General features: G+C 73.0%; 20 protein-coding genes and 2 pseudogenes. 6 read left to right on the top strand and 16 right to left on the bottom strand.

The genetic code is table 11. The features are described from left to right. Both EST92_RS20190 and EST92_RS20185 read right to left on the bottom strand, forming a co-directional pair. The coding region (locus EST92_RS20190) for a M1 family aminopeptidase (protein WP_254068923.1) at positions 1-1083 on the bottom strand (1083 nt) is incomplete at its 3' end. Positions 1084-1162: 79 nt separating this feature from the next. Then, positions 1163-2041 (bottom strand): AraC family transcriptional regulator, encoded by an 879-nt coding sequence (locus EST92_RS20185; RefSeq protein ID WP_129282271.1) that lies wholly within the window; start codon positions 2039-2041, stop codon positions 1163-1165. Positions 2042-2205: 164 nt separating this feature from the next. On the opposite strand from EST92_RS20185, the gene EST92_RS20180 reads away from it, so the two are divergent. Then, the gene (locus EST92_RS20180; protein WP_254068922.1) at positions 2206-3972 is read left to right on the top strand and encodes a beta-galactosidase family protein; all 1767 of its coding nucleotides are present in this window, start codon (positions 2206-2208) and stop codon (positions 3970-3972) included. Here the strand turns inward: EST92_RS20180 and EST92_RS32725 are convergent. From EST92_RS32725 to EST92_RS20150, 6 genes and pseudogenes are all read right to left on the bottom strand, one after another. Next, positions 3944-4006, bottom strand: a pseudogene (locus EST92_RS32725) (hypothetical protein); the annotation flags it as partial. The gene EST92_RS20180 and the pseudogene EST92_RS32725 sit on opposite strands and share 29 nt — an antisense overlap. An 82-nt stretch (positions 4007-4088) precedes the next feature. Next, positions 4089-7178: an endo-alpha-N-acetylgalactosaminidase family protein gene (locus EST92_RS20170; protein ID WP_129282270.1), complete on the bottom strand. Its 3090-nt coding sequence runs from the start codon at positions 7176-7178 to the stop codon at positions 4089-4091. Positions 7179-7391: 213 nt separating this feature from the next. Then, entirely contained in the window at positions 7392-8540 is a 1149-nt protein-coding gene (locus EST92_RS20165; protein ID WP_129282272.1) for a histidine kinase, read from the bottom strand. Between the two features lie 41 nt (positions 8541-8581). Beyond that, complete coding sequence (locus EST92_RS20160; RefSeq protein WP_129282269.1) at positions 8582-9262, bottom strand: response regulator transcription factor; 681 nt, start codon at positions 9260-9262, stop codon at positions 8582-8584. 101 nt (positions 9263-9363) lie between these two features. Then, a complete protein-coding gene (locus EST92_RS20155) occupies positions 9364-9549 on the bottom strand; it encodes a hypothetical protein (RefSeq protein ID WP_129282268.1) in 186 nt (61 codons plus the stop codon). A gap of 227 nt (positions 9550-9776) precedes the next feature. Continuing rightward, complete coding sequence (locus EST92_RS20150; protein WP_129282267.1) at positions 9777-10586, bottom strand: serine protease; 810 nt, start codon at positions 10584-10586, stop codon at positions 9777-9779. Between the two features lie 265 nt (positions 10587-10851). On the opposite strand from EST92_RS20150, the gene EST92_RS20145 reads away from it, so the two are divergent. Then, positions 10852-11748, top strand: coding sequence for a hypothetical protein (locus EST92_RS20145; RefSeq protein WP_129282266.1), 897 nt, complete (start codon positions 10852-10854; stop codon positions 11746-11748). A gap of 34 nt (positions 11749-11782) precedes the next feature. On the opposite strand, the gene EST92_RS20140 is transcribed toward EST92_RS20145, so the two are convergent. Continuing rightward, positions 11783-12478 (bottom strand): alpha/beta hydrolase, encoded by a 696-nt coding sequence (locus tag EST92_RS20140; RefSeq protein WP_129282265.1) that lies wholly within the window; start codon positions 12476-12478, stop codon positions 11783-11785. Positions 12479-12646: 168 nt separating this feature from the next. Beyond that, positions 12647-13378 (bottom strand): MBL fold metallo-hydrolase, encoded by a 732-nt coding sequence (locus EST92_RS20135; RefSeq protein WP_129282264.1) that lies wholly within the window; start codon positions 13376-13378, stop codon positions 12647-12649. Positions 13379-13520: 142 nt separating this feature from the next. On the opposite strand from EST92_RS20135, the gene EST92_RS20130 reads away from it, so the two are divergent. Both EST92_RS20130 and EST92_RS20125 read left to right on the top strand, forming a co-directional pair. Beyond that, entirely contained in the window at positions 13521-14009 is a 489-nt protein-coding gene (locus tag EST92_RS20130; protein ID WP_129282263.1) for a hypothetical protein, read from the top strand. 130 nt (positions 14010-14139) lie between these two features. Further along, positions 14140-14616 carry a PPOX class F420-dependent oxidoreductase gene (locus tag EST92_RS20125; RefSeq protein WP_129282262.1) on the top strand — a complete coding sequence of 159 codons (477 nt, stop codon included), beginning with the start codon at positions 14140-14142 and terminating at the stop codon, positions 14614-14616. A gap of 71 nt (positions 14617-14687) precedes the next feature. Here the strand turns inward: EST92_RS20125 and EST92_RS20120 are convergent, their stop codons facing one another. Further along, the gene (locus EST92_RS20120; RefSeq protein ID WP_129282261.1) at positions 14688-15410 is read right to left on the bottom strand and encodes an SDR family oxidoreductase; all 723 of its coding nucleotides are present in this window, start codon (positions 15408-15410) and stop codon (positions 14688-14690) included. Positions 15411-15478: 68 nt separating this feature from the next. Between EST92_RS20120 and EST92_RS20115 the strand changes: the two genes are divergently transcribed. Continuing rightward, a complete protein-coding gene (locus EST92_RS20115; protein WP_129282260.1) occupies positions 15479-16060 on the top strand; it encodes a MarR family winged helix-turn-helix transcriptional regulator in 582 nt (193 codons plus the stop codon). A 32-nt stretch (positions 16061-16092) separates the two neighbouring features. On the opposite strand, the gene EST92_RS20110 is transcribed toward EST92_RS20115, so the two are convergent. Further along, entirely contained in the window at positions 16093-16854 is a 762-nt protein-coding gene (locus tag EST92_RS20110; RefSeq protein WP_129282259.1) for a winged helix-turn-helix domain-containing protein, read from the bottom strand. Between the two features lie 67 nt (positions 16855-16921). On the opposite strand from EST92_RS20110, the gene EST92_RS20105 reads away from it, so the two are divergent. Then, a complete protein-coding gene (locus EST92_RS20105) occupies positions 16922-17494 on the top strand; it encodes a hypothetical protein (protein WP_129282258.1) in 573 nt (190 codons plus the stop codon). A gap of 190 nt (positions 17495-17684) precedes the next feature. On the opposite strand, the gene EST92_RS20100 is transcribed toward EST92_RS20105, so the two are convergent. From EST92_RS20100 to EST92_RS31675, 4 genes and pseudogenes are all read right to left on the bottom strand, one after another. Then, the gene (locus EST92_RS20100; RefSeq protein WP_129282257.1) at positions 17685-19145 is read right to left on the bottom strand and encodes a glutamate synthase subunit beta; all 1461 of its coding nucleotides are present in this window, start codon (positions 19143-19145) and stop codon (positions 17685-17687) included. Next, positions 19138-23742, bottom strand: coding sequence for a glutamate synthase large subunit (gltB, locus tag EST92_RS20095; protein ID WP_129282256.1), 4605 nt, complete (start codon positions 23740-23742; stop codon positions 19138-19140). The genes EST92_RS20100 and gltB overlap by 8 nt, the downstream gene beginning before the upstream one ends. A 290-nt stretch (positions 23743-24032) precedes the next feature. After that, positions 24033-24764 carry a VIT1/CCC1 transporter family protein gene (locus EST92_RS20090; protein ID WP_006606214.1) on the bottom strand — a complete coding sequence of 244 codons (732 nt, stop codon included), beginning with the start codon at positions 24762-24764 and terminating at the stop codon, positions 24033-24035. 502 nt (positions 24765-25266) lie between these two features. Further along, positions 25267-25449: pseudogene (locus EST92_RS31675) on the bottom strand (hypothetical protein); the annotation flags it as partial.

The following is a 25449-nucleotide window of genomic DNA, read 5'->3' as shown; positions in this document are numbered from 1 at the left end:
GAGGCGATGGGCGACGGGGTGGGTGGAGGGGCGCTGGTCGGCGTCGTAGCCCCAGCCCTTGCGGGCGACGGCGAAGTCGGTCCAGGTGTCGGTGAAGCGTGTGGCCTCGGACAGGACCTGGTAGCCCATGTACTCGGCGAAGGACTCGTTCAGCCAGATGTCGTCCCACCACTGGAGGGTGACCAGGTCGCCGAACCACATGTGGGCCATTTCGTGGGCGATGACCACGCCGCGGGTCTGGCGTTCGGTGTCGGTGACCGCCGAGCGGAAGACGAACTCGTCGCGGAAGGTGACCAGTCCGGGGTTCTCCATGGCGCCGGCGTTGAATTCGGGGACGAACGCCTGGTCGTAGGAGTCGAAGGGGTAGGGCTCCTCGAAGATCTCGTGGTAGCGGTCGAAGCAGCGGCGGGTGAGGTCGAGGATCTCCTCGGCGTCGGCGTCGAGGTGGGGCGCGAGCGAGCGGCGGCAGTGGATGCCGAAGGGCAGCCCGGCGTGTTCGGTGCGGACGGAGTGCCAGCGGCCGGCGGCGACGGCGACGAGGTAGGTGCTGATCAGGGGGGTGGGGGCGAGGGTCCAGTGGCCGGGGTCGCCCTGGGTGGCGAGGCCGTTGCCGAGGACGGTCCAGTCGGTGGGGGCGGTGACGGTGAGGGCGAAGACCGCCTTGAGGTCGGGCTGGTCGAAGGCGCCGAAGACGCGCTGGACGTCGTCCAGGAAGAGCTGGGTGTAGACGTAGCTCTCGCCGTCGGCGGGGTCGGTGAAGCGGTGCATGCCCTCGCCGGTGCGGGAGTAGCTCATGGTGGCGTCCAGGCGCAGTTCGTGGGCGCCGGGGGTGAGGCCGGTGAGCGGGAGGCGGTTGTCGTCCAGGGCCGCGGGGTCGAGGGGCCGGCCGTCGAGGGTGGCGGAGTGCAGCTCGGCGGGTTTGAGCTCGACGAAGGTGTCGCCGGCGGCGCGTGCGGTGAACTGGATGACCGTATGGGACCCGAACCTGTCCGCACCTCGGGTGAGGTCGAGTGCGATGTCGTAATGGTGGACGTCGATGAGCCGGGCTCGGGTCTGCGCCTCGTCGCGCTGCAGTGCGGGCATGGGGTCATGCTGCCGTACGGTCCGCGGCCTGTGCACGGGGGTTTGACAGGTCGGGGCGGGCCGGGGGCGGCCGCCCGGGTCAGCCGCCGACCCGTGGTGGGTCGTCCGGATCCGGGATCTGGGTGGACCAGCCGCCCGGCACGCTGTGGACCTGGCGGTCGCGGAAGCGGACCGGGGCGGTGCCGACGCGGCGGGTGAACAGGCGGCTGAAGTAGGCCGGGTCCTCGTAGCCGACCCGGCGGGCCACCGCGGCCACCGGCAGCTCGGTTCCCGCCAGGAGTTCCTTGGCCCGCCCCAGGCGGATCCCCAGCAGGTAGTCCTTGGGGCTGCAGCCGGCGCCGCGGCGGACGGCGGTGCGCAGTTCCGCCGGTGTCATGCCGTGCCGGGCGGCGTGTTCGGCGACGGAGAGCGGCAGGAACGCGTCGCGGGCCAGCGCCTGGAGGACGGGTTCGCCCTCGGCGTCCGTATCGGCCCGGGCCCGGCGCAGGGCGACCAGGAGTTCATGGACGGCGGCGGAGGTCTCCACCTCCAGGAGCGGGTTGCCGCGCCGGGCCGCCCGGGCGATGCGCCCCACGGCCGCGCGCGCCGGGCCGGTGTCCGCGAGCGGGACGAGGGGGCGGTCCCGCTCGATGTAGCCGAGTTCGGTGTAGGTCTCGGCGGCGGGCCCGGTGAAGTCGACGAAGCTCTCGTCCCAGCCGGTCTCGGGGTCGGCCCCGTAGTGGTGCACCACCCCCGGCGTGATCCACAGCAGGGCGGGGGCGGTGACCGCGTGGCGGCGGCCGTCGGGGGTGGTGCACCAGCCGCGGCCGGCGCTGATGACGATGGCGACATGGTGGTCGAGGGTGCGCGGGCCGACCGCGGGCAGGGTGCCGTGCTGGAGTCCGACCCCCAGGCACACCAGGCCGAGCCGGTGGTGGACCGGGTTCGGCGTGAAGTACCGCATCCAGGTGTGGTACACGTCCGGGCCTCCCGTCGCCGCGTGCCTGTCCGTACCGCTCGGTCGAACCGTCCAACCGCAGCCGATCTTTGTCCATGGACCGTCACACCGCCAGAGGGCGAGGGTGACCCGTGACCGGGCACGCCCGGCCGGTGACGCACGGAGACGACACAGGGGCGGGTGACGTGACGCGGTTCGAGGTGGGCGAGCGGGACTTCCTGCTGGACGGGCGGCCGGTGCGGCTGTTGTCCGGGGCGCTGCACTACTTCCGGGTGCACGAGGAGCAGTGGGGCCACCGGCTGGCGATGCTCCGGGCGATGGGCCTGAATTGTGTGGAGACCTATGTGCCGTGGAATCTGCACGAGCCGCGGCCCGGTGAGTTCCGGGACCCGGAGGCGCTGGGGCGGTTCCTGGACGCGGCGCAGGCGGCCGGGCTGTGGGCGATCGTCCGCCCGGGGCCGTACATCTGCGCGGAGTGGGAGAACGGCGGGCTGCCTCAGTGGCTGACCGGGCCGCTGGGCCGGCGGGTGCGGACGCGGGACGTGGCGTATCTGCGGGCCGTGGACCGCTGGTTCGGGCGGTTGCTGCCGCAGGTCGTGGCGCGTCAGTGCACTCAGGCCGCGGGGCCCGGCGGCCCGGGCGGCGGGCCGGTGCTCATGGTGCAGGCGGAGAACGAGTACGGCTCGTACGGCAGCGACGGCGCGTACCTGGCGTGGCTGGTGGACCGGTTGCGTGCGCACGGGGTGCGGGTGCCGCTGTGCACGTCGGACGGGCCCGAGGAGCACATGCTGAGCGGCGGGTCGGTGCCGGGGGTGCTGGCCACCGTCAACTTCGGTTCCGGGGCGCGCGAGGCGCTGGCCGCGCTGCGGCGCCACCGGGCGGACGGGCCGCTGATGTGCATGGAGTTCTGGTGCGGGTGGTTCGCGCACTGGGGGCGGGCACCGGCGCCGCGCTCGGCGCGGGACGCGGCGGCGGCGCTGCGGGAGATCCTGGAGTGCGGCGCCTCGGTCAATGTGTACATGGCCCACGGCGGTACGAGCTTCGGCGGGTGGGCGGGGGCCAACCGGTCGGGTGAGCTGCACGACGGGGCACTTCAGGCGACGGTGACCTCGTACGACTACGGGGCGCCGGTCGATGAACGGGGGCGTCCCACGGAGAAGTTCTGGCGGTTCCGGGAGGTGCTGGCCGAGTGGGCACAGGGGCCGCTGCCGCCGGTGCCGGAGCCGCTGCCGGTCCTGGCGGCTCCGGCGCGTGCGGTGCTCGGGGAGTGGGCGCCGGCCGGGGAGGTGATGGCGGCGCTGGGGGGTGCGGAGGTCGAGGCGGGCGGTCCGGCGACGTTCGAGGAGCTGGGCGTGGACCGGGGGATGGTGCGCTACCGGCTGGCGGTGCCGGGGCCGCGGGCCCGGTATCCGCTGCGGGTGCGGGGGCTGCGGGACCGGGCGGTGGTGTCCGTCGACGGGGTGCCCGGGCCCGTGGTGGACGCCGAGGACGCGCTGCTGGGGGAGGTGGCCGGGCCGGCGTCGGTGGAGGTGTGGGTGGGGTCGCTGGGGCGCGTCAACTACGGTCCGCGGCTTGCCGAGTCCAAGGGGATCGTGGGCGGGGTGCTGCACGAGCGGCAGTTCGTGCACGGCGTACGGTCGCGGGGGCTGCGGCTGGACGCACTGGAGGAGGCGGGTGCGCTGGCCAAGGTGCCGTTCCGGGCGGCGGCGCGCCGCCGACGGGGCCCGGTGGCCGGCGCGCCCCCGGCGATCACCCTCAGCTCCCCGCCGCTCGGCCTTCTGCCGCGCAGGGCCACAGACCGGGCGCCCCGGCCCCTTCCCCCACGGGGGCCGGGGCGCCCTCCCACTCCCACAACAGCAGCTCGTTGTCGCCCTCGCGCAGCACCGGCCCGGGGACGTACAGGGCGCGCTGCGGCCCGACGGACCGATAGCGCCCCAGGCAGAACCCGTTGATCCAGGCGAAACCGTGGCGCCAGCCCGGCAGCACGAGGTCCGCGTCCCCGGCCCGCCCGGCCACCGTCACCGTGCCCCGGTACAGCCCCGCGGCCCCGCCGGCTCCCGCCGCCGCGCTACCCCTGCACCTCGCGCACCTCGAACGCGTCGAGGACGAACTCCGCGGTCCCGTCGTCGCCCACCTTGCGCAGGCCCACCCACGCCTCGCCGCGTGCCGGCGCGGTGAACTCCTCGCTGAAGGTGGTGGGTCGGGTCGCCACGGGCAGCGGGCTGCGGCGCAGTTCGCGGGGCGCGGGCTCGTCGACGGCGGTGACCCAGGCGTACTGGCCGGCCTGCTCGTTCTCGTAGCGGAAGGTGACCCGGTAGCGGCGGCCGGGCGTGAAGCGGACGGTGTGCGGGACGGTGCGGTACACCAGCCCGGTGTTCTCGCCACGTGACTTGAGCGACTGGCCGCCGTCGATGACGTCGTCGATCGCCTTGCCGTTCCAGCCCCGCTGGGTGAAGCGGGCGTGCCGCTGGGCGAGGTGGGTGCGCGGGTCGGTGCTGCCGCCCGCGTCGCCCTTGACGAAGACGCCCCAGCCCTGGGGGACGTGCTCGAAGTCCTCGAAGGCGACGGTGCCTTTCCTGGCGGTGGGTTGCGCGGGCACCACGCGGACGTTGTCGAAGCGGACCCGGGCCCGGCCCGCCGCCGCGGTCAGGGTGAGGGTGACCGGCCCGCCGCCGTCGGGGACGGTGAAGTGGGTGAACAGCCGCTGGAAGCGGGTGCCGGACTTGCGGTCGGCGGCGACGTAGTTGCCGGCGGTGGAGGTGTCCGTCCAGTTGGCGACGGTGACGCCGTCGGCGGTGCGGATCGCAAGGCCCGCCCGGCGCCGCTCCCCCGCCGTGGCGCCGACCTCGATCTGTACGGAGGCGGCGTAGCTGCCGGGGGCGAGCCGGCGGAGGGTCTGGGCGACGGTGGCGGGGGCGCCCGCGCCGATGACCAGTTCGTAGTCGCCGAGTGCGCTGCGCCGGACGGCGGCCGGGCCGGTGGTCCGCCAGGCGTCCAGGTTTCCGGCGTGGAAGCCGGGGTCGGTGACCGGGGTGCCCTCGCCCCAGCGGGGGTCGCCCTGGGCCGGGGCCCGGTGGCGGTGGACGACGTACGCCACGCCGGGCCGGGCGGTGAGGGCGATCTTCCCGTCGCGGACCGGGACCCGGGTCTCCTCGGTGCGGCCCTGGTCGGTGAGCCGGTAGACGTGGACGGCGGTGGCCGCGGACCAGCCGCGCGGCAGCGTCCAACGGGTCGTGCCGCCGCGGGGGTTGTAGTGGTAGAGCCTGCCGGGGTCGGTGGCGTTGCGGGGCTCCCAGGGGAGCAGGTAGGTGCCGTCGTCGTAGACCTGCCGGCCGTCGGTGGTGATCGTGCGGGTGCCCTGGGCGTCGCTGACGGACGTCTTGGTGGGGCCCTCGAAGGTGATCTCGTGGGCGCCCCAGGTCTTGATCGGGTACGCCTGGAGGTACTTGGCGGGCAGTGCCGCGGTCCACAGGAGGGTGTGGAAGGCGGTCCAGTCGGTCTTGCCGACCCAGCCCTCGAAGTTGCCCATCCGGCCGCTGCCCAGCAGTGTGGGCCACTTGTCGGCGAAGACGTCCTTGTGGTGGTTGCGGACGAAGCGGATCAGCTGGGAATTGATACCGCGGGAGGTGTCGGGACCGTAGTCGGTCTCGTTGGCCCAGTGCGACCACAGCGAGGAGCGCTCCAGCCCGTGGCCCCATTCGGTGGTGATCCGCCAGCCCTGGTCGCGCAGATGCCGCTGGAGCCGGTCGGAGTTCCAGCCGGACTCGCGGAAGACGTCGATATAGAGGGTGTTGAGCGCCGGGTCGGTCTCCTTGCGCAGCCGGGCGAAGCGGGCGGCGATGTCGCCGGAGACCAGATCGCGGCGGGCGTCGATGCGGTAGGACTGGTCGAGCCAGTCCCACTGCTTGTCGTCCTTGTCGACGAGCTCCTCGGAGAAGGCGTGCGCGACGGGGTAGGACTCGGTGGCGTTGACGTGCACCGCGAAGTCGCTGTGCCACTTCTTTCCGGCGCGGAGCAGCGCGTTGAGATCGGCGAGGCCGCCGGCCCGCTCGTTGTAGTTGCCGCCGTAGTCGGGGTGGGCGGAGTCGTGGCCTTCGGACTGGTAGCCCTTGAGGAGGGTGAACTGCCCGAGCCCGTCGGTGGCCAGGGCGATCCGCTTGACGTTGTCGAGGGTGGCGAGGAACGGGTTGGTGGCCTGGCTGGCGAAGTTGAACGCGATGTGCGGGACGACCCGCAGGTGCTGGGTGTCGGCGCCCAGCGGCACGACCATGATGTCGCGCAGCGCGATGGCGGCGTCCTGCCAGTCGACGCGGCCGTCGCCGTTGCGGTCACCGGTGACGATGACGGTCGCGTACGGCAGCGGCTCGGTGGCACCGGACGGCTGCCCGGCCGCCCGGTGCGTCCACTGGCCGGGGACCAGCTGCGCCTTGACGAAGCCGTCGCCCTGGAGGGTCTGCCGCCACAGCCGGCCGTTCTCCCAGGTGGTGGCGCCGGCCGGCGTGTCGTACACGGTGTTGGTCTCGACGGCGGCGGCCAGCTCGTCGGTGGCGACGACGGCGTAGGCGCATCCGGTGGGCGCGGCCTCGGCCGGGGTGTCGGCGGTGACCTGCACCAGGGTGTCCCCGCTCGTGGCCTTGTCGAGCGCGATACGGGCGGCGAGCAGGGTCGCGCCGGGCTGGTCGCTGCGGACGCCGATCAGCGCGAGGCCGGGGATCTCCAGGGTACCGACGCGCAGCCCCGGGGTGTCGGTGATGCCGGTGACCCGCCAGGTGACCTGCCGGCCCCGGACGGCGATCTCGACGGTGATCCGGGTACCGCCGTCGAAGCCGAGGGTGTAGGTGGCGCGGTCGGCGCGGACGCGGTGACCGACGTGGGGGGTGCGGGCGGTGCCGTCGACGAGGACCTCGGTGACCGGGGTGTCCTGGCCGTGCAGGACGGCGCCGGTGCCGCGGTCGGTGTAGGAGACGATGCGCGGGAAGGCGGTGTCGACGCGGACCTCCAGCGCGTCGGACCGGAGCCGGGCCGTACCGTCGCGCCGGGAGGCGGCCGCGGCAGGGGGCGCGGCGGGCAGGAGGGTCCCGGCGACCGGGGCGAGCGCGGTGCCGGCGACGACCGTTCTGCGGCTGGGCCCGCGGGGGGCACCTGTCTGTCCGTTCACGCGCGCTCCTCCTTCGTGCCGGCAGTGCCTGTCGGCGGACAGCGTGCTGTGGGCGCGGGGCGTGCGCCTATGGACAAAGGAGGGGCAGGTGTTGGACAGATGTGGGGCCGGTGGGACGCCGGTGACGGCGGGCGGCCCGGGCCGGTGGCGAGGTCGGGCGGCAGCCGCGGGCCCGGGCCGGTGACGGCAGGCAACCCCGGTCCGGTGGCGGCGTCAGGCGGCCGCGCCGCCGTCGAGGGGCAGGACGGCGGTGAGCTCCCAGCCGCCCTCGGCCGCGGGGCCCGCGGTGAGGCGGCCGCCCATCGCCTCGGCCCGTTCGGTGAGTCCGGCCAGGCCGAAGCCGCCGCCGCGGGCCTGTTCGCAGAGGCGGGCGGGGGCGCCGCCGTCGTTGGCGATGCGCAGTTCCGCCCCGAGGGGGACGGGCCGCAGGCCGATCCGTACCGCCGTGGCGTCCGAGGCGTGCTTGCGGACGTTGGTCAGCGCCTCGCGCACGATGCGGTAGACCGCGGCCGCCACATCGGCCGGCAGCGCGTCGGTCAGCCCGCGGTCGAGGGCGAGGACGACCGGCGGGCCGGTGCGGGCGAACGCGTCGGTCAGCGCCCGCACCTCGGCGAGCCCGGCGACCGGATGGGTCTGTGCCCCGGGCTCCCGCAGGACCCGCACCAGCCGGCGCATCGCGCCCAGCGCCTCGCTGCCGGAGGTCTCGATCCGTTCGAAGGTGGCGCCGGCCTGCTGCCCCTCCAGGGCGGTGAAGCGGGCGGCGCGGGCCTGGACGACGATGCCGGTGACGTGGTGGGCGACCAGGTCGTGCAGCTCACGCGCCAGTTCCAGCCGCTCGGCGGCCCGGACCGCGGCGAGGTCGCGCAGCCGCTGGCCGTCCTGGCGGCGCAGGACCAGCGAATAGGCGGCGACGACCACGGTGAGCATGACGTGCACGGCGGTGAAGACGCCCAGCCGGATGTCCCGCAGCGGGGCGAGCACGCAGGCCAGGCCCAGCAGCGGGCCGAGCACGGCGGCGGTGCGGGCGGGCGCGCGGTGCACGACGGCGCCGAGCAGGACGAGCAGGGCGATGCCCTCGCCCAGGCCCCAGACCTGCGGGGCGTGCTGTCCGGCGATCAGCACCGCCGAACCGGCCAGCGAGACCGCGGCCGCGGTCCAGCCGCGGACGGTCAGCGGGACCCGGGCGGCGGGCACCGCGCACAGGCAGACCACCACGGCGGTGACCACCAGGGTCGCGTACGGGCGGAGCGGCTGACTGGCCAGCTCCACCGTCTCGAAGCCGACGAGGAACAGCAGCAGCACCGCCAGCCCGGCCTTGGCGGCGACGCCGGGCCGCGGGCGCGGCAGGCGCCATCCCGCCACCGGGCCCCCGCCCGGGACGAGCCGCTTTCCGGTGCGCTCCCTCACGTCCTGCCCGTGACCAGACCGGTCTCCCAGGCCCAGGCGGCGATCTCGACCCGGTTGCGGGCGTCCAGCTTGCTCTGCACGTTCGCCAGATGGGTCTTGACCGTGGACAGCGAGACGAACAGTTCGCCGGCGATCTCGGCGTTGGTCAGACCGCCGGCCAGCGCCCGTACGACGTCCTGTTCGCGCTCGGTGAGCGGCTCGGAGGGGGAACGGGCCGGGCGGCCGCGGCCGTCGGCGGGAGCCATCCGGCGCAGCAGCCGGACGGTGATCGCGGGCGAGACCAGCGAGTCGCCGACGGCGGCGGCGCGGACGGCCTCCACGAGCATGGCCGGGCTGGCGTCCTTGAGGAGGAACCCACTGGCACCGTCGCGCAGCGCGGCGTGGACGTACTCGTCCAGGTCGAAGGTGGTGACGATGACGATCCGGGGGCGCTGGCCGTGCTCGGGGTGGGCGGCGGCCAGCTCGGCCAGCCGGCGGGTGACCTCCAGCCCGTCGAGGGCGGGCATCCGGATGTCGAGCAGCAGCACATCGGGGCGCAGCCGGGCCACGGCGTCGAGGGCGGCCCGGCCGTCGATGACGTCGTCGAGGACCTCGATGTCGTGCTGGCTCTCCAGAATCATCCGGAAGCCCATCCGGACCATCTCCTGGTCGTCCGCGATGACCACGCTGATCGGCATGTCGTTCCTCCTCGGCGCCGTATGGGCCGAGGGCCCGTGTCCGTCCGTCCGGCCGGCGGGGCGCGCGGCGCCCCGGGGACCGGGAGAACCTGCGGGCACGGTCAGCCCCGGACCGCCTGCGGGGGCGCCTCGGCCGGCTCGACCGGGCTGTCCTGGACGCCGAGCAGGACGTAGACGACGGCCGCTGCGGAGGCGGCGAGCAGCAGGACGGCGAGGACCATCGTGCGGTGGTCGCGGTCACGACGGCATACCGGGGGCCGGGCGCGGGGTCGGGGCTGGGTGGTCATGGCGTTCACGCTAAGGAGCCGCCGAGGGGCCCGCCCATAGGCCGTACGGTCATCCGTGACGCCACAAGTCCCGTCCGTAAGCACGAGTTTGGTCCCGGGCTGTACGGACCAAGGTCCCTGGGGCGGCGGGACCAAAGGCCCGGAACCGGGGGGGTCGGGAGCGCCCGCCGCGGCACAGGGCCCGGGGAGCGGCTGCGGCTCCCCGGGCCCTTCGGTGCGTACCGCGGTCAGCCGCCGAGGTCGCCCGCGGCCTTCTTGATGTTCGCGGCGAAGGTGCTCACCTCGCTGTAGACACCGGGCTTGCCGGGCCGTGCGCAGCCCTCGCCCCAGGAGACGATGCCGACCTGGAGCCACTGGCCGGCGTCGTCCTTGCGGAACATCGGGCCGCCGGAGTCGCCCTGGCAGGTGTCGACGCCGCCGGTGTCCAGCTTGCCGGCGCAGATCTCGTCGCCGGGCGTCAACTGGTCACCGTAGGCCTTCTTGCACGTGGCGTCGTCGACGAACGGCACGGTCGCCTTGAGGAGGTAGCGCTGCTGGTCGCCGCCCTCCTTGTCGGCGCCCCAGCCGGCGATGGTGAAGTCGCCGCTGTTGAGCTTGTCGTTCTCGGCGATCTTCAGGGTGGGCTGGTCTATCGGCTTGGCGAGTTTGATGAGCGCCCAGTCCTTGCCCTTGCCGTTGTAGCCGGGGGCCTGGAGGACCTGGGTGGACTTCACCTTGACGGCGTGCGAGTCCTCCAGGTCGGCCGCCCCGGCGGTGGCGGTGATGGAGGTGTTGGCGCCGCTGCCGTCGACGCAGTGCGCCGCGGTGAGCACGATGTCCTTGGCGTACAGGGCGCCGCCGCAGCCCATCGACAGCCGGACCATGAAGGGGAATTCACCCTGGTCGGCCTTGGTGCCGCCGACGACTTTGGTGCGGACGGAGCCGGACGGGTCCGGGGCGGGGGCGGCGTGGGCCGCGCCCGGCTGGAGGCTGAAGGCGGCCAGGGCGACCGCGCCGACGGCGGTGGATCTCGTGAGGAGCTTCCGGTGAGTGCGCAACGGGCTTCCTTTCGTGGGGGGTTGCACGTCGATGACGAGCCCATGCCAGCACCGGAGCCGGACGTGACCGCCGCACCCCGCACAGGGCGGAAGACAGCACGCCGTAAGGCGTCCGGACCCAGTGGGGGATGAGTCCGAAGAGCGCCCTGCGATTATGTGGACCGGCAGGTCAGAGTGACAAGGGTGCGCATCCGGCCAACTCCCGTGCCACACAGGCCCCGTACGGCCCATACCGGACGTTCCCGGCGCCCCGTACAGTGGCCGGGTGACCACCGGCAGCAGTGAGATCGAGCACGGTTTCCCCCATATCGACACGGTGCGCGCGGCCGTCCACGCGCTGTTCACCCGCCTGTCGTACGACACGGTCAGCACCTTCGCCACCAGCGTGCTGCCGGTCGATGTGGCCTTCGACGACTCCGAGGACCTTCATCTGGGGGCGCAGCGGGTCGCCCGCGCCCTGGTCCGCCAGCTGCATCTGCCGGACGCCCGGATGGTCATCACCTTCCGCGAGATGGAACACGCCGCGAACGTCGAACTCACCGCGGGGCCGGAGTACTTCATCGAGCTGAACGACCGCTTCACCCGGCACCGCAAGGACATCGGCGCGGCGCTGGCCCACGAGGTGATGCACATCTGCCTGCACCGGCTGGACCTGTCGTTCCCCGGCACCCGCGACAACGAGATCCTCACCGACACCGCCACCACGTACCTCGGCGCGGGCTGGCTGCTGCTGGACGCCTACCGCGAGCACGGCCCGTTCTCGCAGAAGCTGGGCTATCTGACGCCGGAGGAGTTCGGCTACGTCCTCGCCAAGCGGGCCCGGTTCTTCGGCGAGGACCCGGCGCCGTGGTTCACCAGCCCGCAGGGGTACGACGCGTACACGGCGGGCGCGGAACGGGCCGGGCGGGACCTGCGCCGGCCTCCGCTGGCCGGCGCCGGCTGGGCGGCCCGGCTGCGCTACGCCAAGGACCGCCGGGCGGCGCAGCAGGGGCGGACGGCCCGGCCGCCCGCGGCGGGTGACGGCTACGCCTTCGAGGGCCCGTCCCCCCTTCGGGTGTCGTTCCCCTGCCCCGCCTGCCACCAGCGGATCCGGGTCCCGGTCCGCGGCCGGCTCCAGGCGCGCTGCACGCTGTGCAAGACCCTGCTGGACTGCGACACCTGACGGCTCGGCGGCCGCCCCGCCGGGCCGGGCCCGTTCAGACCCACCCCTCCAGGCCCGCCATGAAGGCGTCGAAGTCGTCGCGGTGGATGGTGTGTCCCACGCCGGGCACCGTACGGACCTCGAAGCCGCGGCCGGCCAGCTCGGCCGCCGCCGGCGCGGAGTAGAGGAACCCCTCCCCCGCGTACTGCACCAGCGAGGGGACGACCGGCTTCTCGGGCGTACGGTCCATGCGGTGCGCGGCGGACAGCGCGAGGGCGGTCCCGGTGTCCCAGTCCGCGACCGTGGCCAGCTCGATGTCGATGTCGGCATCGCTCCAGCGCGGGTTGAACATCCGCACCTTCGCCCGGTCGGCCCGCTTGAACGTGACGAACAGGGCCGGGTCGACGGACTGTCCGAGCCCGGCGAGCGACCACGCCGGATCGCTGTACACCGCCCGCCGCGGCTGCAGCCGCTCCACCGCCAGGGACAGCGCCAGGCCGCCCAGGGAGTGCCCGATGACGACCTCGGGGGCGGCGGGCAGGGTCTCCACGAGGTCGTCGGCGAACAGTTCGGCGGCGTAGTCGCCGCGCGGGCTGCGGCCGTGGCCGCGCAGATCGACGGCGAGGACGCGATAGCCGCGGCCGGCGAGCGCCGGGCCGACCCGGTGCCAGGTGCGGTGATCGGACATCAGTCCGTGGACCAGCACCGCGATCCGTTCACCGGCGCCCCACTCATGGGTGTACAGCTGCATGCCCGTGCCTCTCCTCGCATCCCGCGCCCGCCGGCTCCCGCCGTTCCCGGCCCGGGCCCGGCACGCCCGAGGGTATCCGCGCGGCGCGGCGCGGACCGGGCGCCGCACCCCGACCCGCCACGGCACACCCGCCCGGCCCCGGCTGGGGTCTGTCGTGTGGATCAGGCCCTACCGCCAGTCGCTCTCGGGCGTGGCCGCGGCAAGGATCTGCCGGGCGTCACCGCGCAGCGGCACACCGTGCGGGACGCACACCGTGTCGGCACCGAGCGCGGCGAGCCGCCGGAAGGACGCGACGGCCTCCTCGCGGGCGACATTGAGCGGGCCGAGGACGGCACGCCGGCCCTCGGGGTCGGTGCCGATGAGGTCACCGGGGAAGAGCAGCCCGCTCGCGGGGAGGTACAGGGCGATCCCGCCGGGGGTGTGGCCGGGGACGTGCAGCACCCGCACCGGTTCGGGCCAGCCGTCGAGGGTGTCCCCGTCGTGGAGTTCGACATCGACCTCGACGGGGCGCAGCGGCGGGATGCCGGCGGCCGCGAGGTCGGCCGTGATCCCTTCGTGCAGCGACCGTTCGGCAGGGGTGAACTCCGGCGCGGGGGCCGGGGCGGTGCCGCGGATGTACGGCGCCTCCAGGGCGCCGGCCAGGACGCGGGCGCCGGTCGCGGCGACCAGGTCGGCGGCGGCGCCCATGTGGTCGAGGTGGTAGTGGGTGAGCACGATCTGCCGCAGCTGGTCGGGGCGTCCGCCGAGACCGGCGAGCGCGTCGAGGACGGCGGTGGCGGAGCCTGGGACGCCGGTGTCGACCACGGCGTATCCCTCGTCGGGGAGGGCGACGAGATACAGGTGCCCGACGGGGAAGGGGAGGTGCCAGACGGTGCGGGTGATCCGGGTGAGAGTGTCCATGGCCCGGACGCTAACGGCGGGCGGTCCGCCGTCACGGCGGTTGCGCCGACGGCGGATCGAGCGCAGGGCGAACGTGCGCCGGATGGGGCCGGAACCTGTCTTGCCTTTGCCACGTCACACCGCTGACCAAGGAGGCAATGTCATGCGAGGATCCCACCTCTCCCGCACCCGTACCCTCACCGCCGTGCTCGCGCTGGCCACGGCCGGCACCGTCGCGCTGTCCGGCTGCGGACAGCAGAAGCAGACCGTGGGCACCGCGCCGGCCCCGAAGAAGCAGGACGCCTTCGAGCGGCGCGCGGATCAGCTCGTGCGGGACTGGCCGAAGGTGTCCCCGGTCGCCGGGCGGCAGCAGGCGCTGCTGCCGCTGGTCGGCGCGGACCGCCCCAAGGACAAGGGCGTACGGGAGATCACGGTGACGGTCGGGCACAGCGCCTGCGACGCCCACTTCGGTGCCCGCAGCCACGAGTCCAAGGACCTGGTGGTGATCACCGGCTGGGGCAAGCGGAAGAGCAACAAGGGGATGTGCACCGAGCAGCTGGCCACCGACAAGGTCACGGTACGGCTCAAGTCCGCCCTGGACGGCCGCAAGATCGTGGACGCGGCCACCGGCAAGCAGCTGCTCAAGGGCTGACCGGCGGGCATCGACCCGGGGCGGACAGCCGGGCAGCGGGCCGGTGGCGGGCAACCGGGCCGCACGGAGGGGACCTTCCGGCCACGGGCGCTCCGGCGGATCGTGGCCGGACCGCCCTAAGCTCGCCCGCATGAGCCCTTCCCGCGCCACCACCACCCGAGTCGAACTGCCCGGACTGCTGGAGTTCGTCCGCCCCCGGCACCGTGCGATCCTGCTCACCCGCCGCGGCGACGGCACCCCGCAGGGCTCGCCGCTGACCTGCGGGGTGGACGACTCCGGCCGGCTGGTCATGTCGACGTATCCGGAGCGCGCCAAGACCCGCAACGCCCGCCGGGTCCCGTCGGTCAGCGTCATCGTGCTGTCCGACGAGTGGAACGGCCCCTGGGTGCAGATCGACGGCGAGGCCGAGGTCCTCGACGTCCCGGACGCGATCGAGCCACTCGTCGAGTACTACCGCACCATCGCCGGGGAGCACCCCGACTGGGACGAGTACCGGGAGGCGATGCGCACGCAGGGCAAGTCACTGATCCGGGTGACGCCGCTGCGCTGGGGCCCGATCGCCACCGGCGGCTTCCCGGCCCGGCTCGCGGAGGACGGCGACGCCTAGGGGTGTCGCCAGCGGCCTGCTCCGGGCAGATCCGAAAGATACGCCCCAGCCGTCCTCCGCCGCGGCGGACGTCAACGGGTGGTGCGGGTCCCGCCGTTGACATTCAGCACCTGGCCGGTGATGTGCCGGGCCGCCGGTGAGGCCAGGAAGGCCACCGTCTCCGCGATGTCCTCCACCGTCCCCGGGCGGCCCACGGCCGAGGCGGCCACCAGTTGGTCGCGGCGCTCGTCGGTGAGCTTGTCGCGGAAGAAGTCGGTGCCGGCGATATAGCCGGGTGCGACGACGTTGGCCGTGATGCCGCGGGGGCCGAGGTCCCGGGACAGGCCCGCGTTCCAGGAGGCGAGGCCCGCCTTGGCCGCCCCGTAGGCACCGGATCCCTGGTCGGCGGCGATCGACCCGATGTGGACGACCGCGCCGCCGGCCGCCAGCCGGTCCTCCAGCGCCCTGGTGGTCAGCGCGGCGCTGAGCAGGTTCGCGTCGAGGTTGGCGCGGAACTCCCGGGCGTAGGACGCCAGATCGCCGGCGCCGTCGGAGTCCAGGTCGGTGTTGCCCCCGGCGTTGTTGACCAGGACGTCGACCCGCGCGGGGAGTTCGGCGAGCAGCGCGGTGAGCGCCCCCGGGTCGGTGTGGTCGCACACCAGCGGGCGGACGGCCGGATGGCGGGCGGCGGTCTCTTCGAGGGGGTCGAACCGCCGGCCGGTGACGACGACCTCGTCACCGCGGTCCGCGAAACGGTGGGCGACGGCCCGTCCGATGCCCGTTCCGCCGCCGGTGACCAGGATGGTGCGTGACATATGCTGAGCTCCGTCCATGACGTTCAGATCTAAATTTAGAGCTGAATCTAACAGCGCCAGGAGGGCCCGTGGCAAGAGAATTCGAGGCACAGGACGGCCATGGCCACCCGACGGCCGACGAGTCCGCCTATCCCGTCGACGAGATCGCCGCGGCCTGGGAGCGCGAACGCCCGGGCGTCCCGGTCTCCTCGATCGGGATCGTGACGCCGATCTGGCAGCTGGCGAAGCTGCTGGGTGACGACCGGCGCCGGGTGCTGGCCGGCGCCGGAGTCGACCCGGCCACCCTCGATCTGCTGAGCGTGCTGCGCCGCGGCGGGGAGCCCTACACCCTGACGACCCGTGAGCTCAGCCGGCGCTCACTGGTCACCGCGGGCGCGATCTCCCAGCGGGTGGCCCGCGCCGAACGCGAAGGCCTGGTCACCCGGCGGCCCGGCGAGGGCCGCCCGCGTACCGTCCTGGTCGCCCTGACCCCGGCCGGCCACGAGCTGATCGAGTCCACCGTCGACCAAGTGCTCGGACGCGAGGCCGAGTTGGTCGGCGGCCTCCCCCCCGAGCAGCAGAAGCAGCTCGCCGGACTGCTGCGCATCCTGCTCCAGGACACCCAGCGCCGCCTCGGGGACGACCGGATCAGCCAGGTGGGCGACGACTGACCACGGCCCGCCCGGCAGGCCCGCCCGGCGGGTCAGGCGCGGGGCGGGGCGAGCGCCAGGGAAGGATAGAGCGCCTCGTCGGGGAGGCCGAGCTGGGCGCGGAAGGCCCGGCGGCCCGCCGCGGTGACGGTGAGGATGCGGGTGGTGACGGCCTTGACGATCCAGTCGTGCTCCAGGGCGTGCTGATAGAGGGCGGCACCGACCGCGCCGGAGAGATGCTGGCGGCGCACCGTCCAGTCGAGGCAGGTGCGGACATGGGCCCGGCCGGGGGCGGACGGACCGGCGTCGGAAATGCCCAGGGCGGCCAGCCAGTCGGCACCGGCGCCGGTCAGCACCAGGCCGTAGTCCCGGGCCAGCAGGCCGCGTTCGGTCATGGCGGCGGCGATGGCGACGCCGAGCGCACCAGCGATGTGGTCGTAGCAGGTACGGGCGTGGTGCAGCGCCCGGCGGTGGTTGGCCTCGGCCAGCGAGCGGACCGGGACCTGACGGTAGGGGGCCAGGCCGGCGAGGTTCTCCAGGGTTTCCGCGGTCTCCGGGCCGGCCAGCCGCACATAGCGACGCCGGCCCCGGCGCTCCTCGGCGAGCAGGCCGCCGGAGACCAAAAGGTTGAGGTGTTCGGTGGTGGTGGACGGCGCCACCGCGGCGTACTCGGCGAGTTCACCGGCGGTCCAGGCACCGCCGTCGAGCAGGGCCATACAGATGGCGGCGCGGGTGCGGTCCGCGAGCAGTGCCGCCAGGGCGGCCAGATCGGGGGTTTCCGCGACGCTTTCCTGATCGGCGTCCCATCGGTTCATCTACACAGAGTAACCTCTCATAACATTTCGGTGAGCACCGAATCGTCCGGCTTCTATCCTCAACGCCATGAACGTCGCGCTGGAGAAGAGCAGTTCGGTGACGCCGGCGCTGCTGTCCACGGAGAACGACGACGGGACCTTCGTGCTGGTCGAGCTGCGGATCCGGTGGGAGCTCGGGCCGGTCGTCAGCGTCTGGCTGCCGTCCCGCGGCCGCACCGCGCAGAATCTCGCGGTACGCCCGGACGTGGTCTTCAATCTGCCGCCGGACGGAACGGCGGCCGAGGAGGGGACGAGCAGCATGCCGTGCGCCACGGATACGCCGTGGACGGAACGGTCCGAGCTGGTGCGACCGCCGCGGCTCACGCACTGCCCGGTGCAGCTGGAGGCCCGCCGGGTCGGCGAGCCGGCGGTGACCGACGGGGCATGGACCCAGATCGAGGCCCAGGTGCTGCGGGTGCACGCCGATCCGCGGGTCGTGCTGCCGCTCGGCGAGGGGCGGGGCGACGCGGGGGTCTGGCAGCCGCCGGTGCACGACTTCCGGCCGTCGGCCACTCCCCCGCCGCAGCCCGTACCGGCGCCCGCGCGGGAGCTGGCACGGCAGTTGGGACGGCGCTTCCCCGCCGGGCACGGCGACTCGTAGGGGGCGGGCGAACAGATCCCGTAGGGGATACGAGCGCCCCCTGCGGGGCCACAACGGGGCAGGGGGCGGGGCGTATTCCCGTGGGGCGCCGACGCAAAAGTCCGCGGCGCCTGCCCTCCGGTCGGGGGGAGGGGACAGGCGCCGCGGTTGTTCCGCACGACGTTGTGCGGGACATCTGGGGGACGGTCCGTCACACGGCCAGTGCGCGGTCCGTCGGCTTGATGGGAGCGGGCAGGGCGCTGACTCCGGTCAGGAAGCGGTCCACCCCGCGGGCGGCGGAGCGGCCCTCGGCGATGGCCCACACGATCAGCGACTGACCGCGGCCGGCGTCACCGGCGACGTACACGCCGGGGACGTTGGTGGCGAAGTCCGCGTCGCGGGCGACGTTGCCGCGTTCGTCGAGCTCCAGACCGAACTGCTCGACCAGGCCGTTCTCCCGGTCGGTGCCGGTGAAGCCCATCGCGAGGGTGACCAGCTGGGCCGGGATCTTCCGCTCGGTGCCGGGCTTCGGCTCCGGGCGGCCGTCCTTGAACTCCACCTCGGTCAGGTGCAGCCACTGGACGTTGCCGTCCTCGTCGCCCTCGAAGTGGGTGGTGGAGACGGAGTAGACCCGCTCGCCGCCCTCCTCGTGCGCGGAGGTGACCTTGTAGAGCATCGGGAAGGTCGGCCAGGGCTGACCCGCGTGCCGCTCCTCGCCCGGCTTGGGCATGATCTCCAGCTGGGTGACGGAGGCCGCGCCCTGGCGGTGGGCGGTGCCGACGCAGTCCGCGCCGGTGTCGCCGCCGCCGATGACGACGACGTGCTTGCCCTCGGCGGTGATCGGGGCGACGGTCAGGTCGCCCTCCTGCACCTTGTTGGCCAGCGGCAGGTACTCCATCGCGAAGTGGATGCCGTTCAGCTCACGGCCGGGCACCGGCAGGTCGCGGGAGGTGGTGGCACCGGCGGCGATGACGACGGCGTCGTAGCGCTTGCGCAGCTTCTTGGCGTCGAGGTCGCGGCCGATCTCCACCTCGGTGCGGAACTTGGTGCCCTCCGCGCGCATCTGCTCGATGCGGCGGTTGATGTGGCGCTTCTCCATCTTGAACTCGGGGATGCCGTAACGGAGAAGGCCACCGATACGGTCCGCGCGCTCGTAGACGGCGACGGTGTGGCCCGCCCGGGTCAGCTGCTGGGCGGCGGCCAGGCCGGCCGGGCCCGAGCCGATGACGGCGACGGTCTTACCGGAGAGGCGCTCGGGCGGCTGCGGGGTGACGTCGCCGTTGTCCCACGCCTTGTCGATGATGGAGACCTCGACGTTCTTGATGGTCACCGGCGGCTGGTTGATGCCCAGCACACAGGCGGACTCACAGGGCGCGGGGCACAGCCGACCGGTGAACTCCGGGAAGTTGTTGGTCGCGTGCAGCCGCTCGCTGGCCTCGGTCCAGTCCTCGCGGTAGGCGTAGTCGTTCCACTCGGGGATGAGGTTTCCGAGCGGGCAGCCGTTGTGGCAGAACGGGATGCCGCAGTCCATGCAGCGCGACGCCTGCTTGCTGATGATCGGCAGCAGGGAGCCGGGCTGGTAGACCTCGTTCCAGTCCTTGACGCGCTCGTCGACGGGGCGGGTCTTGGCGACCTCGCGCTCGTGGTTCAGGAAGCCCTTGGGGTCAGCCATTGGTCGCCGCCTCCATCATCTTCTCGTGGGTCTCGGACTCGGAGAGCCCGGCCTGCTCAGCGGCGTCCTTGGCGGCGAGCACTGCCTTGTAAATGGGCGGGATGACCTTGCTGAAGCGCGCGGCCGCGGCATCCCAGTCGGCGAGGAGCTTTTCGGCGACGGTGGAGCCGGTCTCCTCCTGATGGCGGCGCACCACGTCGTGCAGCCACTGCTTGTCGGCGTCGTCGAGCGCGTGCACCGCGTCGACGAGCTCCTTGTTGACGTTGGCCTTGTCCAGGTCGATGACGTAGGCGAAGCCGCCGGACATACCGGCCGCGAAGTTGCGGCCCGTCTCGCCCAGCACGACCGCGTTGCCGCCGGTCATGTACTCACAGCCGTGGTCACCGACGCCCTCGGAGACCACCGTGGCACCGGAGTTGCGGACGCAGAAGCGCTCGCCGACCCGGCCGCGCAGGTACAGCTCGCCGCCGGTGGCGCCGTAGGCGAGGGTGTTGCCGGCGATGGTGGAGTACTCGGCGAGGTGGTCCGCGCCGCGGTCCGGGCGGACGATCACCCGGCCGCCGGACAGGCCCTTGCCGACGTAGTCGTTGGCGTCGCCCTCCAGGCGCAGCGTGACGCCGCGCGGCAGGAACGCGCCGAAGGACTGGCCGGCCGAGCCGGTGAAGGTGATGTCGACGGTGTCGTCGGGCAGGCCCGCGCCACCGAACTTCTTGGTGACCTCGTGGCCGAGCATGGTGCCGACGGTCCGGTTGATGTTGCGGATCGCGATCTGTGCCCGGACCGGCTGGGCCTCCTCGGCGGTGTCCGCGGACAGCGCGTCGGCGGCGAGCTTGATCAGCTCGTTGTCGAGCGCCTTCTCCAGGCCGTGGTCCTGCTCGATGACCTGGTGGCGCACGGCGCCCTCGGCCAGCTCGGGGACGTGCAGCAGCGGGGCCAGGTCCAGGCCCTGCGCCTTCCAGTGGTTGACCGCGCGGGCGGTGTTCAGCAGCTCGGCGTGGCCGATGGCCTCGTCCAGGCTGCGGAAGCCCAGCTCGGCGAGGAGCTCACGGACCTCCTCGGCGATGAACTGGAAGAAGTTGACGACGTACTCGGCCTTGCCGTTGAACCGCTCGCGCAGCGTCGGGTTCTGGGTGGCGATGCCGACCGGGCAGGTGTCGAGGTGGCACACGCGCATCATGACGCAGCCGGAGACGACCAGCGGTGCGGTGGCGAAGCCGTACTCCTCGGCGCCCAGCAGGGCGGCGATGACGACATCGCGGCCGGTCTTGAGCTGGCCGTCGGTCTGCACCACGATCCGGTCGCGCAGGCCGTTGAGCAGCAGCGTCTGCTGGGTCTCGGCCAGGCCCAGCTCCCAGGGACCGCCCGCGTGCTTGAGGGAGGTCAGCGGGGAGGCACCCGTACCGCCGTCGTGGCCGGAGATCAGGACCACGTCCGCATGCGCCTTGGAGACACCCGCGGCGACCGTGCCGACACCGACCTCGGAGACCAGCTTCACGTGGATGCGGGCCGCCGGGTTGGCGTTCTTGAGGTCGTGGATCAGCTGAGCCAGGTCCTCGATGGAGTAGATGTCGTGGTGCGGGGGCGGGGAGATCAGGCCGACGCCCGGGGTGGAGTGCCGGGTCTTGGCGACCCAGGGGTAGACCTTGTGGCCGGGCAGCTGGCCACCCTCGCCGGGCTTGGCGCCCTGGGCCATCTTGATCTGGATGTCGTCGGAGTTGACCAGGTACTCGGACGTCACACCGAAGCGGCCGGAGGCGACCTGCTTGATGGACGAGCGGCGCGCCGGGTCGTAGAGACGCTCGGCGTCCTCGCCGCCCTCACCGGTGTTGGACTTGCCGCCCAGCTGGTTCATGGCGATGGCGAGGGTCTCGTGCGCCTCCTGGGAGATGGAGCCGTACGACATGGCGCCGGTGGAGAAGCGCTTGACGATCTCCGACGCGGGCTCGACCTCCTCGATCGGGATCGAGGGGCGGTCGGAGGCGAAGGAGAACAGGCCGCGCAGCGTCATCAGCCGCTCGGACTGCTCGTTGACCCGCTCGGTGTACTTCTTGAAGATGTCGTAGCGCCGGGCGCGGGTGGAGTGCTGGAGCCGGAAGACGGTGTCCGGGTCGAACAGGTGCGGCTCGCCCTCGCGGCGCCACTGGTACTCGCCGCCGATCTCCAGCGCACGGTGCGTGGCGGCGATGCCGGAGGCCGGGTAGGCCTTGGCGTGCCGGGCTGCGACCTCCTTGGCGATGACGTCCAGGCCGGCGCCGCCGATCTTGGTCGCGGTGCCGTGGAAGTACTTGGCGACGAACTCCTCGTCCAGGCCGACGGCCTCGAAGACCTGCGCGCCCCGGTAGGAGGCGACGGTGGAGATGCCCATCTTGGACATGACCTTCAGGACGCCCTTGCCGAGCGCCTTGATCAGGTTCTTGATCGCGGTCTCCGGCTCGACGCCGGGCAGGAACGTGCCGGCCCGGACCAGGTCCTCGACGGACTCCATGGCCAGGTACGGGTTGACCGCGGCCGCGCCGAAGCCGATCAGCAGCGCGACGTGGTGCACCTCGCGCACATCGCCGGCCTCGACGAGCAGACCGACCTGGGTGCGCTCCTTGGTGCCGATGAGGTGGTGGTGGACCGCGGCGGTCAGCAGCAGCGACGGGATCGGCGCGTGCTCGGCGTCCGAGTGGCGGTCGGACAGCACGATCAGCCGGGCGCCGTCGTCGATGGCGGCGTCCGCCTCGGCACAGATCTGCTCGATCCGGGCGGCCAGCGACTCGCCGCCGCCGGAGACCCGGTAGAGGCCGGAGAGGGTCACGGCCTTCATGCCGGGCATGTCGCCGTCGGCGTTGATGTGGACGAGCTTGGCCAGCTCGTCGTTGTCGATGACCGGGAAGGGCAGGGTCACGCTGCGGCAGGAGGCCGCGTTCGGCTCCAGGAGGTTGCCCTGGGGGCCGAGCGAGGAGATCAGCGAGGTGACCAGCTCCTCGCGGATGGCGTCCAGCGGCGGGTTGGTGACCTGCGCGAAGAGCTGGGTGAAGTAGTCGAAGAGCAGCCGGGGGCGCTCGGAGAGCGCGGCGATCGGCGAGTCGGTGCCCATCGAGCCGATGGGCTCGGCGCCGGCCTTGGCCATCGGGGCGAGGATGACGCGCAGCTCTTCCTCGGTGTAGCCGAAGGTCTGCTGGCGGCGGGTGACCGAGGCGTGGGTGTGCACGATGTGCTCACGCTCGGGCAGGTCCGCGAGCTCGATCAGGCCGGAGTCCAGCCACTCCTGGTAGGGCTGCTCGGCGGCGAGCTGCGCCTTGATCTCGTCGTCCTCGATGATGCGGTGCTCGGCGGTGTCCACGAGGAACATCCGGCCGGGCTGGAGGCGGCCCTTGCGGACGACCTTGGCGGGGTCGATGTCCAGGACGCCCACCTCGGAGGAGAGCACGACCAGGCCGTCGTCGGTGACCCAGTAGCGGCCGGGGCGCAGACCGTTGCGGTCGAGGACCGCGCCGACCTGGGTGCCGTCGGTGAAGGTGACGCAGGCCGGGCCGTCCCAGGGCTCCATCATCGTGGAGTGGTACTGGTAGAAGGCGCGCCGGGCCGGGTCCATGGAGGTGGAGTTCTCCCAGGCCTCCGGGACCATCATCAGCACCGAGTGCGGCAGCGAGCGGCCGCCGAGGTGCAGCAGCTCCAGGACCTCGTCGAAGGACGCGGAGTCGGAGGCGTCCGGGGTGCAGACCGGGAAGATCCGCTCCAGGTCCTCGTTCCCGAAGAGCTTCGAAGCGAGCTGCGACTCGCGCGCACGCATCCAGTTGCGGTTGCCCTTGACCGTGTTGATCTCGCCGTTGTGCGCGACGAAGCGGTAGGGGTGGGCCAGCGGCCAGCTCGGGAAGGTGTTGGTGGAGAACCGCGAGTGGACCAGCGCGATCGCGGTGGCGAAGCGGCGGTCGGACAGGTCCGGGAAGAAGGGCTCCAGCTGGCCGGTGGTCAGCATGCCCTTGTAGACGATCGTCCGGGCGGACAGCGAGGGGAAGTAGACCCCGGCCTCGCGCTCGGCGCGCTTGCGCAGCGCGAAGGCCTTGCGGTCCAGCGCCAGGCCGGTGTTCTGCCCGTCGCTCACGAAGAGCTGGGAGAAGGCCGGCATGGTGGCGCGGGCGCCGTTGCCCAGCAGCTGCGGGGCGACCGGGACCACGCGCCAGCCGAGGACGTCCAGGCCCTCCTCGCCGGCCATCGTCTCGATGCGCGAGACGGCCTTGGCCGCTTCCTGGGCATCGGACGGCAGGAAGGCGATGCCGACGGCGTAGGCGCCGGCCTCGGGGAGCTCGAAGGTGACCTCGTCACGGAGGAACGCGTCCGGCACCTGGAGCAGGATGCCCGCGCCGTCGCCCGAGTCGGGCTCCGAGCCGGTGGCACCGCGGTGCTCCAGATTCGTCAGGACGGTGAGCGCCTGCTCGACCAGTGCGTGGCTGGCCTCGCCGGTGAGGGTGGCCACAAAGCCGACGCCGCAGGCGTCGTGCTCGTTGCGCGGGTCGTACATGCCCTGCTGGGCGGGGCGGCCGTCCATGGGCGACCAGGCAGCGTCGCCGGCGCTGCTGGTGGTCGCGGAGTGCGTGGACGCGAAGCGCATCAAGCTCTCCCAACGTCGTCGTGGCATAGGAATTGCCGAGGGACGACGTTGGCCCTCCGCGAAATTTTGTGCAGGTTACAGGATGAGCCGCTTCTCGAAAGTCGAAAGGGGGCTTCCAACATGCGGACACCGCGGGTGCGGTGGGTCAGGACGCGGACGGAATCGGGGCCGTCCCACAGGGCGGCGTTCGGCGAGCGACATTGCCCGCGACGCCTGGGCCTTATGCCCCGTCGTCATCGATTCGAAACCGCTGGGTAACGCGGTAATTATGCAGTCACTCGCATGACACGTCACCCTACGACGGTTCCGAACAGTGCTCCCAGGGCGTACGTCACACCCGCCGCGGCGCCACCGAGGGCCAGCTGGCGCAGTCCGCTGAACCACCAGGAGCGCGCCGTCACCCGGGCCACGACCGCCCCGCAGGCGAAGAGCCCGACCAGGGCGAGCAGCACCGCCGGCCAGATCGCGGAGGCCCCCAGAAGGTACGGAAGAACAGGCAGCAGGGCGCCCAGCGCAAAGGATCCGAAGGAGGATATGGCGGCGACGGCGGGCGAGGGAAGGTCCGACGGGTCGATGCCGAGTTCCTCGCGGGCATGGATCTCCAGGGCCTGCTCGGGGTCCGAGGAGAGCTGTTCGGCGACCTGCCGGGCGAGCGCCGGCTCGACGCCCCGCGACACGTAGAGGGCGGCCAGTTCGTCCAGCTCGTCCTTCGGGTGCGTGCGCAGCTCGGCCCGCTCGACCGCGAGCTCGGCCTGGACCAGCTCCCGCTGCGAGGCGACCGAAGTGTACTCCCCCGCGGCCATCGAGAAGGCGCCGGCCGCGAGGCCCGCAAGGCCGGTGATGATGATCGTCTGCTGCGAGAGCGCGCCGCCGGCGACACCGGTCATCAGGGCGAGGTTCGAGACCAGCCCGTCCATCGCGCCGAAGACGGCGGGGCGCAGCCAGCCGCCGTTCACATCGCGGTGGGTGTGGTTGTCGCGGTGCGCCACATGCGTCGGCGCCGCGGCATCCATGATCTCCATGACGGACATATCGGTACCTACTCCCAGGAGCGAGGTGTGGGCCGATGGCGGCGCTTCCCCCTTCAACGCCTCGAATTTATGCGCCCATTACCCTCCGCCGCTAGCAAGGAAGGCCGAACTTACCGCTCTGACCTGCGGTTTTTCCCCGAGGTCGGCGGTGAGATCCGGGTCACACACCCTTCGGCGGCGTCGCGGACCCGGCCCCGCGACGTCGTCCGGGGGGAGTCGACCGGGTGACCGTGCCGCCCGGGAGAGGAGAGCCGGGCCGAGGCGTGGCACGGATGAAGCGCGGCGGTCCGACGCCTGCCGGGTGCCGTCCCCGGCCGTGCGCCGCCCCGGCCGGCCGCCGCACGGACCCCGTCGAGCCGGCCGGTCCGTTCGCCCGTACGGAGCCGACCGCCCCGAAGCCACCGGGGCGGCGGTCCCGCGGCACGTGCGGACGCCGTCGTCGGCGCCCGCCTGGCCCACTCCCCCACCGTGGAAGGACGCACCCGCACATGACCTACGCAAGCGAGCAGACCCCGACCGCGCCGGACGCCCCCGGCCGCCGGGCCGCCGGGGCCCGGACGGTCATGCCGACCGTGCAGCCGGCGCCGACGGGCCCGCCGAGTGCGTCCCCGACCGCCGCCCCGACCAGCGCACCGGTCGCCCGGTCCTCCAGGGAGGGCGGGACGGGGGCGGCGGC

The sequence above is a fragment of the Streptomyces sp. TM32 genome (genome assembly GCF_004122755.1).
In the GTDB taxonomy this organism is placed as follows: domain Bacteria; phylum Actinomycetota; class Actinomycetes; order Streptomycetales; family Streptomycetaceae; genus Streptomyces; species Streptomyces sioyaensis.
This window is presented reverse-complemented; position numbering and strand designations above follow the sequence as displayed.

Bases quoted from the DNA above. Each gene is read 5' to 3' on its own strand.
- EST92_RS20160 (WP_129282269.1), bottom strand. From the start codon at position 9,262: ATGCCGATCAGCGTGGTCATCGCGGACGACCAGGAGATGGTCCGGATG.
- EST92_RS20155 (WP_129282268.1), bottom strand. From the start codon at position 9,549: ATGACCACCCAGCCCCGACCCCGCGCCCGGCCCCCGGTATGCCGTCGT.
- EST92_RS20140 (WP_129282265.1), bottom strand. From the start codon at position 12,478: ATGCAGCTGTACACCCATGAGTGGGGCGCCGGTGAACGGATCGCGGTG.
- EST92_RS20135 (WP_129282264.1), bottom strand. From the start codon at position 13,378: ATGGACACTCTCACCCGGATCACCCGCACCGTCTGGCACCTCCCCTTC.
- EST92_RS20130 (WP_129282263.1), top strand. From the start codon at position 13,521: ATGCGAGGATCCCACCTCTCCCGCACCCGTACCCTCACCGCCGTGCTC.
- EST92_RS20125 (WP_129282262.1), top strand. From the start codon at position 14,140: ATGAGCCCTTCCCGCGCCACCACCACCCGAGTCGAACTGCCCGGACTG.
- EST92_RS20120 (WP_129282261.1), bottom strand. From the start codon at position 15,410: ATGTCACGCACCATCCTGGTCACCGGCGGCGGAACGGGCATCGGACGG.
- EST92_RS20110 (WP_129282259.1), bottom strand. From the start codon at position 16,854: ATGAACCGATGGGACGCCGATCAGGAAAGCGTCGCGGAAACCCCCGAT.
- EST92_RS20105 (WP_129282258.1), top strand. From the start codon at position 16,922: ATGAACGTCGCGCTGGAGAAGAGCAGTTCGGTGACGCCGGCGCTGCTG.
- EST92_RS20100 (WP_129282257.1), bottom strand. From the start codon at position 19,145: ATGGCTGACCCCAAGGGCTTCCTGAACCACGAGCGCGAGGTCGCCAAG.
- gltB (WP_129282256.1), bottom strand. From the start codon at position 23,742: ATGCGCTTCGCGTCCACGCACTCCGCGACCACCAGCAGCGCCGGCGAC.
- EST92_RS20090 (WP_006606214.1), bottom strand. From the start codon at position 24,764: ATGGAGATCATGGATGCCGCGGCGCCGACGCATGTGGCGCACCGCGAC.